The organism is Gimesia sp., from assembly GCF_040219335.1.
GTDB lineage: Bacteria > Planctomycetota > Planctomycetia > Planctomycetales > Planctomycetaceae > Gimesia.
In genome coordinates this window covers 330,329-345,396 of record NZ_JAVJSQ010000004.1, presented here as the reverse complement: position 1 = coordinate 345,396, position 15,068 = coordinate 330,329, and the positions used below count along the sequence as shown (strand labels likewise).

Annotated in this window: 10 protein-coding genes; 2 read left to right on the top strand and 8 right to left on the bottom strand. The window is 51.1% G+C overall.

Annotated elements, in window-relative coordinates; genetic code table 11:
- Positions 1 to 40: 40 nt before the first annotated feature.
- Complete coding sequence (locus tag RID21_RS02385; RefSeq protein WP_350187008.1) at positions 41 to 1,915, top strand: sulfatase-like hydrolase/transferase; 1,875 nt, start codon at positions 41 to 43, stop codon at positions 1,913 to 1,915.
- Positions 1,916 to 1,981: 66 nt separating this feature from the next.
- Here RID21_RS02385 and RID21_RS02380 read toward each other — a convergent pair whose 3' ends face one another.
- Positions 1,982 to 5,530, bottom strand: a complete 3,549-nt coding sequence (locus RID21_RS02380; protein WP_350187007.1) for an isoleucine--tRNA ligase — start codon at positions 5,528 to 5,530, stop codon at positions 1,982 to 1,984.
- 244 nt (positions 5,531 to 5,774) lie between these two features.
- On the opposite strand from RID21_RS02380, the gene RID21_RS02375 reads away from it, so the two are divergent.
- On the top strand, positions 5,775 to 6,251 hold the full coding sequence (locus RID21_RS02375; RefSeq protein WP_350187006.1) for a tRNA (cytidine(34)-2'-O)-methyltransferase: 477 nt from the start codon (positions 5,775 to 5,777) through the stop codon (positions 6,249 to 6,251).
- Between the two features lie 5 nt (positions 6,252 to 6,256).
- Here RID21_RS02375 and RID21_RS02370 read toward each other — a convergent pair whose 3' ends face one another.
- From RID21_RS02370 to RID21_RS02340, 7 genes are all read right to left on the bottom strand, one after another.
- The gene (locus tag RID21_RS02370; RefSeq protein WP_350187005.1) at positions 6,257 to 7,258 is read right to left on the bottom strand and encodes an aldo/keto reductase; all 1,002 of its coding nucleotides are present in this window, start codon (positions 7,256 to 7,258) and stop codon (positions 6,257 to 6,259) included.
- Positions 7,259 to 7,834: 576 nt separating this feature from the next.
- Positions 7,835 to 8,794: a ferredoxin--NADP reductase gene (locus RID21_RS02365; protein WP_350187004.1), complete on the bottom strand. Its 960-nt coding sequence runs from the start codon at positions 8,792 to 8,794 to the stop codon at positions 7,835 to 7,837.
- A gap of 327 nt (positions 8,795 to 9,121) precedes the next feature.
- A complete protein-coding gene (locus tag RID21_RS02360; RefSeq protein WP_350187003.1) occupies positions 9,122 to 10,123 on the bottom strand; it encodes a methyltransferase domain-containing protein in 1,002 nt (333 codons plus the stop codon).
- Between the two features lie 55 nt (positions 10,124 to 10,178).
- On the bottom strand, positions 10,179 to 10,913 hold the full coding sequence (locus tag RID21_RS02355; protein WP_350187002.1) for an MBL fold metallo-hydrolase: 735 nt from the start codon (positions 10,911 to 10,913) through the stop codon (positions 10,179 to 10,181).
- Between the two features lie 132 nt (positions 10,914 to 11,045).
- Positions 11,046 to 12,482 carry a decarboxylating NADP(+)-dependent phosphogluconate dehydrogenase gene (gnd, locus tag RID21_RS02350; protein WP_350187001.1) on the bottom strand — a complete coding sequence of 479 codons (1,437 nt, stop codon included), beginning with the start codon at positions 12,480 to 12,482 and terminating at the stop codon, positions 11,046 to 11,048.
- An 86-nt stretch (positions 12,483 to 12,568) separates the two neighbouring features.
- Complete coding sequence (locus RID21_RS02345; RefSeq protein ID WP_145183607.1) at positions 12,569 to 13,453, bottom strand: HAD family hydrolase; 885 nt, start codon at positions 13,451 to 13,453, stop codon at positions 12,569 to 12,571.
- A 43-nt stretch (positions 13,454 to 13,496) separates the two neighbouring features.
- On the bottom strand, positions 13,497 to 14,783 hold the full coding sequence (locus RID21_RS02340; RefSeq protein ID WP_228030483.1) for a diphosphate--fructose-6-phosphate 1-phosphotransferase: 1,287 nt from the start codon (positions 14,781 to 14,783) through the stop codon (positions 13,497 to 13,499).
- Positions 14,784 to 15,068: the final 285 nt, after the last annotated feature.

Genomic DNA, 15,068 nt, shown 5'->3' with positions numbered 1-15,068 from the left:
ATTGAAAGTGAGATCAATGCAGCTTAGAAGTGCTCAGCAAATGATAATCAATGCGTTGGTGCTGGCTCTGGTTTTGGGGTCCGTCACCACGTTATCTGCAGCGGATTCTAACACAGTCCGCCCCAACGTATTGTGGATTACCAGTGAAGACAATGGTCCCCACCTCGGCTGTTATGGGGATGAATACGCGGAAACTCCCCATATCGATAAACTCGCTTCGCGGGGAACGATCTATCTCAATTGCTGGTCGAATGCCCCGGTCTGCGCTCCAGCCCGGACCACGCTGATAACCGGGATGTATCCGACTTGCCTGGGGGCAGAACATATGCGAAGTATGGTCAAGCTTCCGAAACAGTTTCTGATGTATCCACAGTACCTGCGTAAAGCCGGTTATTACTGCACCAATAACAGCAAGGAAGATTATAACGTCGAATCTGTGGGAAAGATCTGGGACGAATCCAGCCGGAAGGCACACTGGAAAAATCGTAAGCCCGGACAACCTTTCTTTGCCGTCTTTAATCACACCATCAGTCATGAGAGTAAAATCCGAAACCGGCCCCATACGCTGGTTCACGATCCCGCGAAAGCACGAGTCCCTGCCTATCATCCGGATACGCCGGAAGTGCGTCACGACTGGGCGCAATACTACGATCGTATAACGGAAATGGACGCGCTGGTGGGGAAAAATCTCAAGGAACTGGCAGAAGCCGGTCTGACCGATGATACAATTATCTTTTATTACGGCGACCATGGTTCCGGAATGCCCCGCAGCAAACGCTGGCCCTATAATTCGGGGCTGCAGGTGCCACTGGTGATCTACATTCCTCCTAAGTTCCGCAGTCTGGCTTCTTCCGATTATCGGACTGATGGAGAGTCAGATCGGCTGGTCAGCTTTGTTGATTTTGCACCCACCTTGTTAAGCCTGGCTGGAATTGAGCCCCCCGAACATATGCAGGGATTTGCTTTCCTGGGACAACATCAAACCAAGCCACAGGATTACCTGTTCGGGTTTCGGGGCAGAATGGATGAACGCTACGATCTTGTACGTTCTGTGCGTAACAAGCGTTATGTTTACATCCGCAACTATATGCCACACAAGGAATATGGCCAGTACCTGAATTATATGTTCCAGACTCCGACCACTCAGGTCTGGAAACGCATGTATGATGCGGGCGAACTTGTGCCACCTCAAACATATTTCTGGGAAACGAAGCCATCTGAAGAGCTTTACGATCTGCAGAATGATCAGGATGAAGTCAAAAACCTGGTCGATTCTGACGAGCACCGGGAAGTCTTGAATGAACTCCGCAAAGCACAGCAGCAGAAACTGCTGGCAATCCGTGATCTGGGCTTCATGCCGGAAGCTGAAATTCATCGACTGGCTGATGGGAAGGCACCCTATCTGATCGGACATAATTCCGAGTTTTATCCTCTGCCCGAAGTTCTATCGATGGCGGATCTGGCCTCATCGCAAAAAATGAATGCGCAGGCAGAGTTGCTGGCTGGCCTCAAAGATGAGAATGATGTCGTTCGATACTGGGCCGCCATGGGCTTTCTGATTCGAGGCAGACAGGCAGTACAACAGGCCGCACCGCAGTTACGAGCCGCATTGCAGGATTCATCGAAGTCTGTTCGGTGTATCGCCGCAGAGGCTCTGGGACGTTATGGTAATCAGCAGGATGTCAACGCCGGCGTCGATAAACTGATTTCCCTCGCGAATCAGAAGAAAGATGGACTCTATGTCGCGATGCTGGCGCTGAATGGACTGGATAAGCTGGGACCCAAAAAGGTCGCTGCTGTGAAGGACCAGATCGATAAGCTGCCTGTGAAGAATGATCAGGTTAATCGTCGTCTGCAAAGCTATGTGGGACGACTGGTCGAACGGCTTCAGGAACAACAGGAACAGAACAAGTAAATAAGTCGAAAAAGGAGTGTCAACGTGAAATGGGTTTCTCGTTGACACTCCTTTTATTTTGCTGACTTATACTTTCTGAATTGTAATCAGGGCCTTCGCATTTCCGATGGTGACTTCTTTGCCATCCGTCAGGCTCTGTGACTGATCCATCTGATCTCCAAGGGTTTCTCCCAGGATGTAATCAGTCCAGTTGGAAACAGCCTGTTCGATCTCTGCTGCCCCCTGCGAATCATATGTGACAATGATCCGATCTTCGATTTCCAGATCGGCCTCTTTGCGAAGCTGTTGAATCTGGCGAACGAAGTCACGGGCCATCCCTTCCTGCTCCAGTTCCGGTGTGAGTTTTGTCGAGATCGCAATCTGAATCCCCTGCTCATCGGCACTAGCCCAGTCAGCAGCCTGTTCTGTTCCCACCAGAACATCGTCTGGTTCCAGATCGATCTGGTTGTCCGCCAGTTCCAGTGAAACCGATTCACCGCGTCTCAGAGGTCCCAGAACCTCATCGCCCAGTTCGGGAAGTTCCTTACGCAACACCCCGAGCAGTTTTCCGTATTTGGGACCCAGTGTTTTCAGGTTCGGTTTATAAGTGTAGCTGACCAGTTCATCCAGGTTTTCACAACGGGTAACCTGCTTAATATTCAGTTCCTCTTCCACAGTACTGGCGAGGCTTTCAATCGCTTCAGCCTGTTCTGGGGTTTGACAGGCATAGCGCAATTCGGCCAGCGGCTGACGGACTCGCTGATTCGATTCATCCCGCAGCTTGTGTCCCAGCTTGACCATAATCTGAGCCTGAGCTGAGCGGAAATTGAGTTTCTCATCCAGCAGTGTAGTGTCACAGGTGGGGAAATCACAAAGGTGCACGCTGGTGGGGGCACTCTTATCCCAGCTGGTTACCAGGTTCTGGTAAATGCGTTCGGTCAGGAACGGGATGACCGGAGCCAGTGCCTGCGAAAGCGTGACCAGAACTTCATAAAGAGTCTGGTAGGCAGCCAGTTTGTCTGTGTCATTAGCATCCTGTGAACGCCAGAACCGACGACGGTTCCGACGGATATACCAGTTGGAGAGATCGTCAATAAACGTTGTCGCATTCTTGAGGAAGCCAGCATAATTGTAGGCTTCGATCTCGGTCTTGGCAGAGACCAGCAGAGCCTGGAGATTGGACAGAATCCAGCGGTCAATTTCAGGACGATCTGCAACAGGAACGGCAGCCTGTGAAGGATCAAATTCATCCAGCCGTGCGTAGTTCACAAAGAATGCGTAGGAGTTCCAGAGAGGAATCAAAACCTGGCGGCGGATTTCGTCGGCGGGTTTACTCTCAACCAGACAGGTCGGTGCTCCTTCGCGAGTCTCTGAGATCGGGCCTTCTGGAGTCTCCAGCGTGACCTGCTCGTCCGGGTTCCGCATGCCAAAACGCAGATCGCTGGCGGGATTATGTGCAAGATACATCCAGCGCATTGTGTCGACGCCCAACTGCTCGGCTGCTTCTTCAAACCAGATGGCGGTCCCATCTGATTTGTGCATAGGTTTGCCTTCCTCATTCAACACCAGACGATATCCCAGCAGTGTTTTGAATGGAGGAGTCCCATCCATCATGGTGGCCATCGACAACAGGGCATAGAACCAGTTACGGAACTGACCAGGGAAACATTCGGTGACCAGATCAGCCGGATACCATTTCTCCCATTCTTCCTGGTTCGTGTTGTAATGCATTGTAGAGAATGGCACGATGCCTGCATCCAGCCAGGGATTTCCTACATCCGGAATACGGGTCATCAGGTTGCCGGTCTTGGGGTTTTTCAGTTTCACCTGATCGATCCAGGGACGATGTGGCGTGTGTCCCTCGAGTGCTTCCCAGCCTTCTACAGCACGTTCCTTGAGTTCATCAAGGGATCCAATGACTTCGAAATCACCGGTTTCCTCGTCCACCCAGATCGGCAGCGCCAGACCCCAGAAACGCTTTTTGGAGACCATCCAGTCTCGCATGTTGGTCAGCCATTCGAGTTCGTGCTGCTCCCCGTCGATACTGGAAGGGACCCAGTCGATTTGGCGGGTGATATCTTTGATCTCTTCGCGCCAGTCCATATTGATGAACCATTCATCGACCAGGCGGAAAATCAGTTCATCACCTGTCCGCCAGCAATGAGGATAGATGTGGGGATATTGTTCGACTGAGACCAGCAGTTCTTTTTCTTTCAGCTTTTCGAAGACCAGTTCCGGGGTCGCGGGATCGATGGCTTCCATTCCAGTGAATTCACCAAAGCCCTCCTCGAACCGACCATCCTCGCCCAGCGGTGCAATCGCGACCAGCCCGAGTTGTTTGCCAAGCTGGTGGTCGACATCACCACAGCCGGGGGCCGTATGTACGATCCCGGTTCCCTCACCGGCGACCACATGCGGGTTCCCTTTGAAATCGCGTCCACCGTCGACAACCTTGTGGCAGGAAATACCACTCTGGTCCAGGAGGTTGTCGTCACTGGGATATCCGCCTGGAGTCTGCTGTGCAGGCAGATTATCGAAAGGACCAGTGTATTCCCAGCCTACCATCTCAGCACCCTTGATGGTGTCAACGATCTCATATCCCCCCTGCTCTTTGAAGATCTGAGCCAGGGTTTTCAGTTTGGGAACATCCTTGGGCCAGGACCACTCGGGACGTCCAAAGCCCTCTTTGTATTCACGACTCAGTCGCTGGTACTCGAGGTTGTCCTTGGCGAAGTAGTAAATCGCATCGTCTTTTTTCGCCTTGAGTTTGACGTATTCCAGGTCGGGGTTGATCGCGGCAGCGACGTTACTGGTCAAAGTCCAGGGAGTGGTGGTCCAGATCAGCAGGTATTCGTTTTCCCGGTCTTTGAGCGGGAAGCGGACGAAGATGGATTTGTGGACGGAAAGCTTACGGCCATCGGCTACTTCCATCTGGCTGTAGGCACTGCCCCCGCGTCCCGACCAGGGCATCACGTCATGTCCTCGATAAACCTTCCCCCGTTCATAGCACTTCTTGAGGAAGGTCCAGATCGTTTCATTGTTTTCTGTCGAGAAGGTGAAATAGCTGCCGCCCCATTCCGGATTCCCCAGACGTGAGACCAGCATGTCTGCCCGGTCAGTCACCTGCTTTCCGCTGGGTGTTGTGATGGTGACTTCAGTCTCTTCACCGACGGACTGTGCCAAATCGCGTAACTGATCCGGATTGTCCCAGTCCATCCAGAAGCCCAGTCGTACAGACTGCTCGGTCTGCCGAGCGGCGAACTTCAGTACCCGCTTTTTACATTCGTTAACGAATTTATCGATCCCGTGAGAGACGATTTCCTGCTTGGTACCATATCCCAGCTCTTTTTCGACCTCCACTTCGACCCACAGCCCCTGGCAGTCAAAGCCGTTCTGGTAGCGGAGTTCGTGGCCCGTCATCGCGTAATAGCGTTGATAGGCGTCTTTGTAGGTTCTTCCCCAGGCATGGTGCACGCCCATCGGGTTGTTGGCGGTCATCGGACCGTCTAGAAAACTCCACTTGGGTTTTCCCTGATTCTTCCGGCGGAGCTGGGCAAACGTCTGGTTCTCTTCCCAGAATTTGAGGATTTCGTGTTCACCTTTGATGAAGCTGGCATCGGTAACTTTTTGAAACATCGGAAGATCTTATTGTGTTTTCTGGTCTGAATTCGGTTTGTGGGAATTTGAAAAAAGATCAGCAGCAGGAACTACTGTCAGTACCATTTCAAATAATGATTCATTACGCTGACGCGTATCTGCAATAAGCAGAAGTATAATAACGGGAATGCGTTAAGTATTACATACTCAGTGCTGGCTTGCGAGTGCTGTAAATTCGTATTTGTAACTGTTTTGTCAGTTTTTTACCAGTTCGGGCACCTGAATGTCATCCTCCTCTGAACCCCTGATGCATGTCGTCCTCTATCAGCCGGATATCCCGCAAAATACAGGAAATATCGGTCGCACCTGCGTGGCTGTGGGGGCGAAACTCTGGCTCGTCCGTCCCCTGGGATTCAAGCTGGACGCAAAACATTTGAGGCGAGCCGGGATGGATTACTGGCAACACCTGAACTGGGAAGCCGTTGACAGCCTGCAGGAAGTGCAGGAACGACTCTCAGACAGGACATGGTGGAAGCTGACCAAGTTCGCGACCCGACTGCTCTGGGATGCTGAATTTGAGCCAGGGCAAGTTTTCCTGTTCGGAAGCGAAAGCAATGGTCTGCCTCCCAGCGTCAGGGACGCGTCCCCCGAATGTAATCTGAAACTGCCGATGTATGAAGAGGTCCGCAGTCTCAATCTTGCCAGTACAGCGAATACCGTCATGTACGAAGCAGTCCGTCAGTTCGGGGGACTTCCCTGAATCGATTATTTGCCGCGGCCCGTTACCGGATACTGCGGATCCTGGAAACCTTTTCCGCTGTGTTCTCCCGGGGGAACCAGTGAGTTGATGAATTCCTCATCCTCAGCCGTGATCTCGACATCGAGACATCCCATGTTATCGTCGTACTGTTCCATAGTACGCGGACCAATGATGATCGATGTCAGAATGGGATTCGCCAGACACCAGGCGAGCGCGAAATTCGTCATCGAAACGCCTTTTTTGTCGCAATAGGCTGAGATTTCCTGCGAAAGTTCGATGCTGACATCGCGCAGTTCCGCCTCGTTCATCCGCTTATCATTGCGAGAGGCGCGACTACCTTCCGGGAATGGTTTGCCGGCCTGATACTTACCTGTCAGGATGCCACGTGCCAGCGGACTGTAACTGACAACACCGATCCCCTTCTCCTGACAGAGCGGCAGCAGTTCCACTTCGATGTCTCGGTTCATGATGTTGTAAAGGGGCTGGACACAACTGAAGGAATAGAGATTACGCACATCGCTTGTCCAGAGGGCCTCGGCTAAACGCCAGGCACGGAAGTTCGAGCAGGCGATATAGCGGACCTTACCAGAGCGGACCATGTCATCCAGAGTACGGAGAGTTTCTTCGATCGGAGTCTGATAGTCGGGGGTGTGCACATAATAGATATCAACATAATCGGTCTGCATCCGCTGCAGGCTGCGATCGAGTTCCCGCATCAAGTGAACTCGGCTGGCTCCCGCATCGTTGGGCCCATCTCCCATGGGAGCCCGTCCTTTGGTGGCCAGGACGACTTTATCACGGCGGTCGACCAATGCCTTACCCACTACGGTTTCTGAACCACCTGTACTGTACATGTTTGCGGTGTCGAAGAAGTTGATTCCCCGATCGATGGCTTTATGCATAATGGAGATCGAGTCAGACTCGCTGGTGGGGCCACCGAACATCATCGTGCCCAGACAGACGGGAGAGACACGTACACCAGCTTTTCCTAAGTTACGGTAATCCATATGTGTAGTTCCTGAAGTTTAAATAGAGTTTTTAATGCCAGTCATCTGCTGGTCTATCTTCGAGGTTTACAACAGATTTCTCAAGGCACAGGTGATTTCTTGTTACATGAGTGGTTGAAGATTTGATCGATGCCTGTTAAAATCGTATTTTCCACCTTGGACTTACAACTCAGCCGCTGATCAAAAATCACTTCAAATCAGGAACGATTAGAGTGGATTGCGGCATTCAGAGAGTGAATATCTCAATTTTCTAAGTTTTAGAAGTAGATACGAAAGGCATTGCTTCGAATGGGAACCAAGAAGACCGGTAAAGGACGTCGAAAAATTGGTCGTAAAAAACGACGTGCAAGAGCTAAGATCAGACACCGCAAGGACTAGTCGTCAGGCTGGACCAAGATAGAAGATATTCGCTGCTCTCAAAAATTTGCTTTTACAAAGCACAACTCAAAATTTCAGCGAATCAGCGCCCCCCTGTTTTCTCTCGAAACAGGTGTGCAATGCGCCAAATAAAAAACGGGGCTGAATTGACAGGCCCCGTTTTCGATGCGCTCAGGTGTAATTGACACCATTATTTGCTTACCAATATTTCTCGAAGTGGATATTTCCCGGACTCTTCGGAGTTGAGAGTTTGTATCCCTGCTCGGAAAGCAGTTCAACCATTCCCTTGGATTCAGGGAAAACCAACTCGCCCTGATCGTTTTTCTCGGGTAGACCAATCATGGAAGGGTTGCCACAGAGAAAAACGTGTGTTTTTTCAGGTTCGGGCGACCAACCGAATTGCGCCTCAAATTTCTCCGGTATGATCATATCCTGCAGATACTGTTTCCCTACGTATTGAGGATGATTTGAATCAATATTTTCCGGTTCACGAGTCGTGAATGATCCATAGTGGTAGTTCGGATACTTTTGCTGTAGTTGTTTCTGCTGATCGAGGTAACCCAGGTCACCTCGATAGCGAACACAGGTCATTGATACGATTTGCCCGGTATGTCCACGTTTGAGTAATTCAATCGTCATGGAGTTATGCGGGGCCTCGCCAGTTCCGGTTCCGGCAAAGATGACGTTATCTTCAGGTTCGACTGGTTTAAGTGTGTATGTGCCGACCGGTTTTTTACCAAGATGCAGTCGATCGCCTTCTTTCAGATTGAACAGGCGGGGAGTCAGCGGTGGATCATCAGTGTCGGGCCGCAGAACCAGAGTGATATAAAATTCCAGGTAATCAATCTCGTCATTGGCCAGGAGATCTCCCTGGACGTCAAGCATAGGGCAAGAAATCGAATATGCGCGTCGGATCAGCTTCTGCTTCGGTAATTCTGCGAGAGGTCCGCCATCGACTCGATGTTCCCAGGAACCGAGGCCCAGGGTTGTATATTGGCCCCCAGAGAAGCGGGGAACCTCTGCATCAGGCTTCACACGCATGATCATGAGATGCGCGTGAGGCATGCGCAAATCCTGGACTGTTGCGTTGTAATACTTGTTGCGTAGTTCTTCTATTTCAGCATTCGATTGCCCGGTCGGAGGATTCGATGGATTCATGACTCTCCCTGTGGCGCTTAATTCCAAACCAGTGCAGCTGGTGGGGAATATTGAATTATCTGGATTTTACCTGCTGGGCCTGACTCTGTATCTGCAACTTCAAAGAACGGCATACATTGAGCTGAGCAACAGGATAAAATGATGTTGATAGCAACTAAAGGTTCACTCCTCTATCACTTTTTTGAAACAGAATGTCAAGGCTGATCTACCCTTTCTGCAGGGAGCACGGGAGATCAATTCTGTTTGTTTCAGACTGTCGCAATTGAAGCGAATCGAGTTTGAATACTCCAGTCAGGGAAGGTACGTAGTCTGTACTGATCGGAAAAATCAAGACGGATTGTTGTCTGCCTGATTCTCTCCTGATTTCGTTCCCTGGACATTCACGCCGCTGCCGATCAGTAAATTGTGATCATAGCACCAGCGGTAGAAACTCCCTGTTTTTTCCGGGGGGAGTATTTTGAGCTGTTCAAAACCAGCTTCTTTAAACCAGCTTTGTAATTCGTCTACGGTATGGTGGTACTGGTAAGCAGGCGCGAACCAGTCAAAGGTATCGCAGACCCGGTTTTCCCAGTTGGGGTGGTTACTGAAATTGATGACCTTATTCAAGGTTTTATTGATCACGGGAATCCCACCCAGCCATGCTCCCAGGCGGCACCAGGGCTCCAGTTTTTCCGGGGACATGCGCGTAGTGATTTTTCGCAGCCCGGAATTGATGCCTTCCTGCCACCATTGGTTTTTCCGATAGAGCCAGACTGAATACTTACCACCCGGCTTGACCATCCGGGCTACTTCGTCGAAGACGGCCCGGGTATCTTTGTCGTGGTGCATCACGCCGATTGAAAAAACGAAATCAAATGACTCCGGTTCAAAGGGGAGGTGCTTCAGGTCAGCCTGAACCAGGTGTACTTGATCGAGGTGGCTGCAGAGTTTACTCGCTTTTTCGACCGCAGTTGTGTGGTCTGCGCCAAAGACAATTCCCCCTGCCTCGGCAGCGATTTTGCAGTAACGGCCTCCGCCGCAACCTGCATCCAGGATGCGAAGACCTTTTAAATCGCTGAGTTCCATTCCGGTTTTGGCTGTAAATGTCGCCCGGTCTTCATCATCATGAGCGACTTCATATTTGTTCCACTGCAGACCGAAACTGGAAAGATGCTCCTGCTCTACAAAGCGAGGAATCCCATTTATAACCGGATACGATTTTTCCGAGGTTGGCGAATTGAGGTTAGACTGTGATTCATCCAGAACCAGAGGTGAGCCGTCTGTCGGATCCCGTAAGATTTCGAGGAGCTCCTGAGAAAGAAATGATTGCGGGGATGTTTCTTTCGTCATGGAATTCAGCTGCTTCTTCGTTGGCTGGTTGAAACATGTATGTGTGAGACGTGGCTTAAAACTCGATTTCCATCAGATCTTCACCGAGTATTGTATTCGGAAAGATCTTCTGGGCAACTTCAATTCCTACCGGATCATCGCCTGTCTGCTGAGGATCAATATGTGTCAGGACCAGCTTTCCAACGCCGGCATCTCGCGCCAACTCTGCAACAGGGGTTGTGTGGCTGTGTCCGGTTTTGTCAGCCCATTCAGCCTGCTCGTCTGGAAAATAACATTCATGGATGAGCAGATCGACACCTTTGACAAATTCAAGATGCTGCTTCGGATGAGATGTGTCAGTGACATAGGCCAGAGAATGGCCGGGCCAGTCAATTCGATAGCCGACTGATCCTCCGGGATGTTCCAGGTCGATGTGGCGGAGAGTGCCCTGCTCCGGAACGTAGACCTGTTCAGGTAGGGTGATGAATTCGTAATCGGGAAGCAGCGGGAAAATTTCTTCGCTGAACAGGTGGTTCTGAATGGCATCCAGCTTGGACGCTTCGCCATAGACTTTGACAGAATCGACCTGACCGGTCAGCATCGGAACCAGAAAGAATGAGAGTCCTACAATATGGTCCAGGTGCGCGTGAGTCAGAAAGATCTGCAGGTCGCGGGTTTGCATGTACTGGGGAACGCGAAAGAAACTGGTTCCTGCATCAAAGATGATCCCGGACTCCGGCAGCATCAGACAGGCGGTATGTCGACGATCATTTGGATGGTATCCGCCTGTTCCCAGCAATACGATACGCATTGTCTCACTCCCTCACCACTCATCATGAAAATGCCCGTTAATAAAGTGTTATTATGGCTTTATTAACGGGCAAATGGATATTCTGGCTACAGTGGAACCAGCCAGGTGATTCGAAGAGACCCGCAGAGGGGCTTACGAATCGAGGCGACGCTCACGAATCCAATCGGTGTGAAACGTGCCTTCTTTATCAATCCGCTGATAGGTGTGAGCACCGAAGTAGTCACGTTGAGCCTGCAGCAGGTTGGCAGGCAGTCTTGCCTGGCGATATCCGTCATAGTAGCTGAGAGCTGCTGTGAAGCTGGGAACTGGCAAGCCAAGTTCGACAGCAGTGGCCACAACACGACGCCAGCTGGGCTGGGCTTTTTCGACAGCGTTGCGGAAGAAGTCGTCCAGCAGGAGGTTTTCCAATTCCGGATTTTGGTCGAAGGCGGCTTTAATGTCCTGCAGGAAGGTAGAACGAATGATACAACCACCACGCCAGAGCAGAGCGATGTCGCCGTTGTTGAGTTTCCAGCCGAAGTGTTCTGCGGCGGAGTTCAATTGTACGTAGCCCTGGGCGTAGCTACACAGTTTGGATGCGTAGAGTGCCTGGCGAACGTCTTCGATGAACTGATCCCGGTCGCCTTCGAATTTTTTCTCGGGCCCACTCAGAATTTTGGAAGCCCGGACGCGTGCTTCTTTCTGGGCTGACAGGCAACGGGCGTAAACAGCTTCGGTAATCAGTGTGGTGGGAACGCCCAGATCAAGAGCGTGCTGGCTCATCCACTTACCGGTACCCTTCTGTTTGGCGGTGTCCAGAATCTTATCGACGAGATAGTCGCCGGTTTCTCCATCCAGGACGGTGAAGATGTCGCGGGTGATTTCGATCAGGTAACTTTCAAGTTCGCCACGATTCCATTCATCAAAGACTTTGTAGAGCTCTTCATTTGTGAGGCCCAGGGCATGCTTCAGAATGTAGTATGATTCGCAGATCAGCTGCATATCACCATATTCGATACCGTTGTGAACCATTTTCACGTAGTGGCCGGCACCCGCTTCTCCTACCCATTCACAGCAGGGAATATCGTTGTTTTCACCAACCTTGGCAGAGATATCCTGCAGAATCGATTTGACGTGAGGCCAGCCGTCGGGGGAACCACCGGGCATGATGCTGGGGCCTTTGAGCGCCCCTTCCTCACCACCGGAAACACCGGTTCCAATAAACAGGAGTCCTGCATCTTCGACTTCTTTGGTCCGTCGATTGGTATCATCAAAGTGTGTGTTTCCACCGTCAATGATGATATCGCCAGGGCTGAGCATGCCTTTCAGGTCGTCAATAATGGCATCAACAGCAGGGCCGGCTTTGACCATCAGCATGACTTTACGAGGAGTGGCCAGGTTATCGACCAGCTCTTGCAGGGTGTGGTAACCCGTAATCTGCTGCTCATCTGTTTTCTGGCTGACGAATTCGTCTGTGGTGCTTGTGGTACGGTTGAATACACCAACGGAATAACCGTGATTGGCCATATTCAAGACCAGGTTTTGTCCCATCACTGCCAGGCCGACCAGGCCGATATCGTGTTTTGACATGGAAATTTCTTCTTCGCTTTTAATGTTCTGTGATTAAATGATACTGTGACTCTTATGTCACTCCTGAGCTCAGGATCGTCTCTGGTTTACTTCTTCCAGGGAGGGAGTTCCGGCAGATAACTGTCGAATTCAGCAATCAGTTTCGCCTGATATTCTCCTGCAAATTCACCGTTCAGGAATTTGTCGCAGGCTTCGCCGATGAAACGTTCCCAGCTGGCTTCTTCTGCACCAGGGTTGATCGGGTAGAAAAGTGCTCCTACAGCTTCCGCGGCTTTCATGTCGCCGGGAGCATCGCCGATCATCAGGACTTTGTTTTCTTCGTATCCAAAGTTCTTTGCCTGACCCAGTGTTTCTTTTTTGCTGCCTGCTTCCTGACCGCAAATCGCATCAACGTACTGTGCGATGTCGTGTTCTTCCCACTCTTTATTGAGTGCTTCGTTGGGAGTCGCAGAGCAGACAATCATGTCGGCGACCGGATCCAGCTTGATGAGGCTTTCTCGAACATTTGGATAAGGGGGCACATCGTGCACCATGTCGGCGATCATCTCATTGACTGCAAGTGACCATTTCAGAGCCAGTTCCAGATCAGCATCTTTGGTTTTCTCAACTTCGGCAGCCAGAGTGGGATTACCGAGTTTGGTTTCCCGTTCGATCCAGTCTCTCACACCCTGGAGACGCGGAATCGTGACATTCCGGGAAATGACTTCCGGGCGCTCTTCCAGCAGGTCCAGAGCCAGAGTGTAGGAAATGAAACGGTTGGCCCCACGCCATTTGGAGTAGAGGTTCGTGAACTCAGCCGCTTCACGAGCATACTTGGAAATGGGTTGCAGGCCAAAATAGTTGATAAAGTTGGGAATGAAACACTCTTTGTGTTTAATTTCCATGGAATCGAAGGCACACCCGTCTGAGTCGATGCCGATCAGAAACTCACTCTTCTTCTCAAACTTGGTATCCAGAGGATTATCCGACACAATTGTCTCCCGTATGTATTAAATAGCTTGTGTATGTAGAGGTTTATCTGTCTGCCTGGGGAACGTACTTAGGCAGTTTCTGGTCCGAGAACAGCGGCTGCAGTTGAGCCAGTCTCATCCGCCCATTGATCATGGGGATGCTGGGCCAGTCGTTACCGACCAGAGGCTTACAGTATTTGACGAAATCGTCAGTCACGTCCATCCCGTCGGCTGTAATCCAGTTTTTGGGGAAAGTACGTTCGCTGTTCGCGACTTCGGGCAGTGGTACCTTGTCGTAACGAACATTGTACCCCGGGCCTTCAGCACGGAGAATGGTTGACATGTAACCTGATTCTCCAGCGGCAGCCAGCAGGGCTGCTTTCTGACCTGCACCGTATGCTTCATCTAGGTCAACGGTAGAAGCGTATGCGATGTTATGACGCTGGTCAGTTCCCGGAACGTTGGCCCGGGCGGCGCCTTTTACAGCCAGTCCCCGCTCATTTAATTCATTGACCAGCAACTGGGCTACCGTCAGCTGGCTGGAGCTGAACTGGGTGTGTCCGAAGGAGTCTTTTGTTTCCCCGATATCACCCAGGGAGAGCCCTTCGCTGACAACTACGATCAGACGGCCGTCCTTGCGCAGCTGGTCGTTGACCTGTGCATGGATCTGTTCGATGCTGATCGGATTTTCTGCAAGATAAATCTGCATCGGGATCTTGCGCTGAGGGTCTGCCAGTCGGGCAGCAGCCGGGATGAAGCCGATTTTACGTCCCATGGCCTGGAGTACCAGCACAGGGTCGGCGGGACAGCTCCCCCGGTTTTCTTCATTGGCCATCTGGACCATACTCATCCAGTAGCGGGCGGTACTACCGTACCCGGGAGTGTGGTCGATCAGTTTGAATTCACTATCTCCCACATCGTTATCGATGGTTTTGGGAACTCCGATGCCAACCACGTCCACGCCCCGCTCTGTTGCCATCTGAGCGACTTTATTAGCGGTATCCATGGAGTCATTTCCGCCGATGTAGCAGAAATAGCCGATGTTGTGTGCCTTGAAAACTTCAACGATCCGATCGAAGTCTTCATTCTGGTGATCTTTCAGTTTGTAACGGCAGGTTCCCACAGAACCGGCGGCAGGTGTGACCCGCAGCAGAGCGATTTCTTCAGGAGACTGGCTGCTCAGATTCAGCAGTTCTTCTTTGAGCACACCTTCAATGCCATGCCAGCCAGCGTAGATTGTGCCGATTTCGGGAAGATCTCTCGCAGTTTCGACTAAACCTCTCAGGCTGTTGTTGATGACCGGTGAAGGTCCACCAGACTGGGCCACGATCATATTCTTGGGACTTGCCACGTTTTCTCCTCACTCTGCTGTAGTCTATTCATTGAAATACCCCTTCCTCACCGGAACTGGGGTATCTCTGACGGATACTTTAAACACGCATGAATTGATCATTCTGATAGCTGTGGTCGGAAACAGACCGGCAGTGTCGTGTTGAATTTCAGGATAATTCCGCGAGTGTCAGAATGATCGATTCCTTACAAATCAATTAAGGCGTTTACGAACGCTTCCCACAGTTATTCAGGCGAATTTCAGAAGGCTTGTGTGGTAAAGTGTTAATCTGAAAAGGGTTGCGAT

What these genes read in the sequence shown, in the direction of transcription:
- RID21_RS02360 (WP_350187003.1), bottom strand. Translation starts at nt 10,123, where the DNA reads ATGACGAAAGAAACATCCCCGCAATCATTTCTTTCTCAGGAGCTCCTC.
- RID21_RS02355 (WP_350187002.1), bottom strand. Translation starts at nt 10,913, where the DNA reads ATGCGTATCGTATTGCTGGGAACAGGCGGATACCATCCAAATGATCGT.
- gnd (WP_350187001.1), bottom strand. Translation starts at nt 12,482, where the DNA reads ATGTCAAAACACGATATCGGCCTGGTCGGCCTGGCAGTGATGGGACAA.
- RID21_RS02375 (WP_350187006.1), top strand. Translation starts at nt 5,775, where the DNA reads ATGTCATCCTCCTCTGAACCCCTGATGCATGTCGTCCTCTATCAGCCG.
- RID21_RS02385 (WP_350187008.1), top strand. Translation starts at nt 41, where the DNA reads ATGATAATCAATGCGTTGGTGCTGGCTCTGGTTTTGGGGTCCGTCACC.
- RID21_RS02365 (WP_350187004.1), bottom strand. Translation starts at nt 8,794, where the DNA reads ATGAATCCATCGAATCCTCCGACCGGGCAATCGAATGCTGAAATAGAA.
- RID21_RS02370 (WP_350187005.1), bottom strand. Translation starts at nt 7,258, where the DNA reads ATGGATTACCGTAACTTAGGAAAAGCTGGTGTACGTGTCTCTCCCGTC.
- RID21_RS02380 (WP_350187007.1), bottom strand. Translation starts at nt 5,530, where the DNA reads ATGTTTCAAAAAGTTACCGATGCCAGCTTCATCAAAGGTGAACACGAA.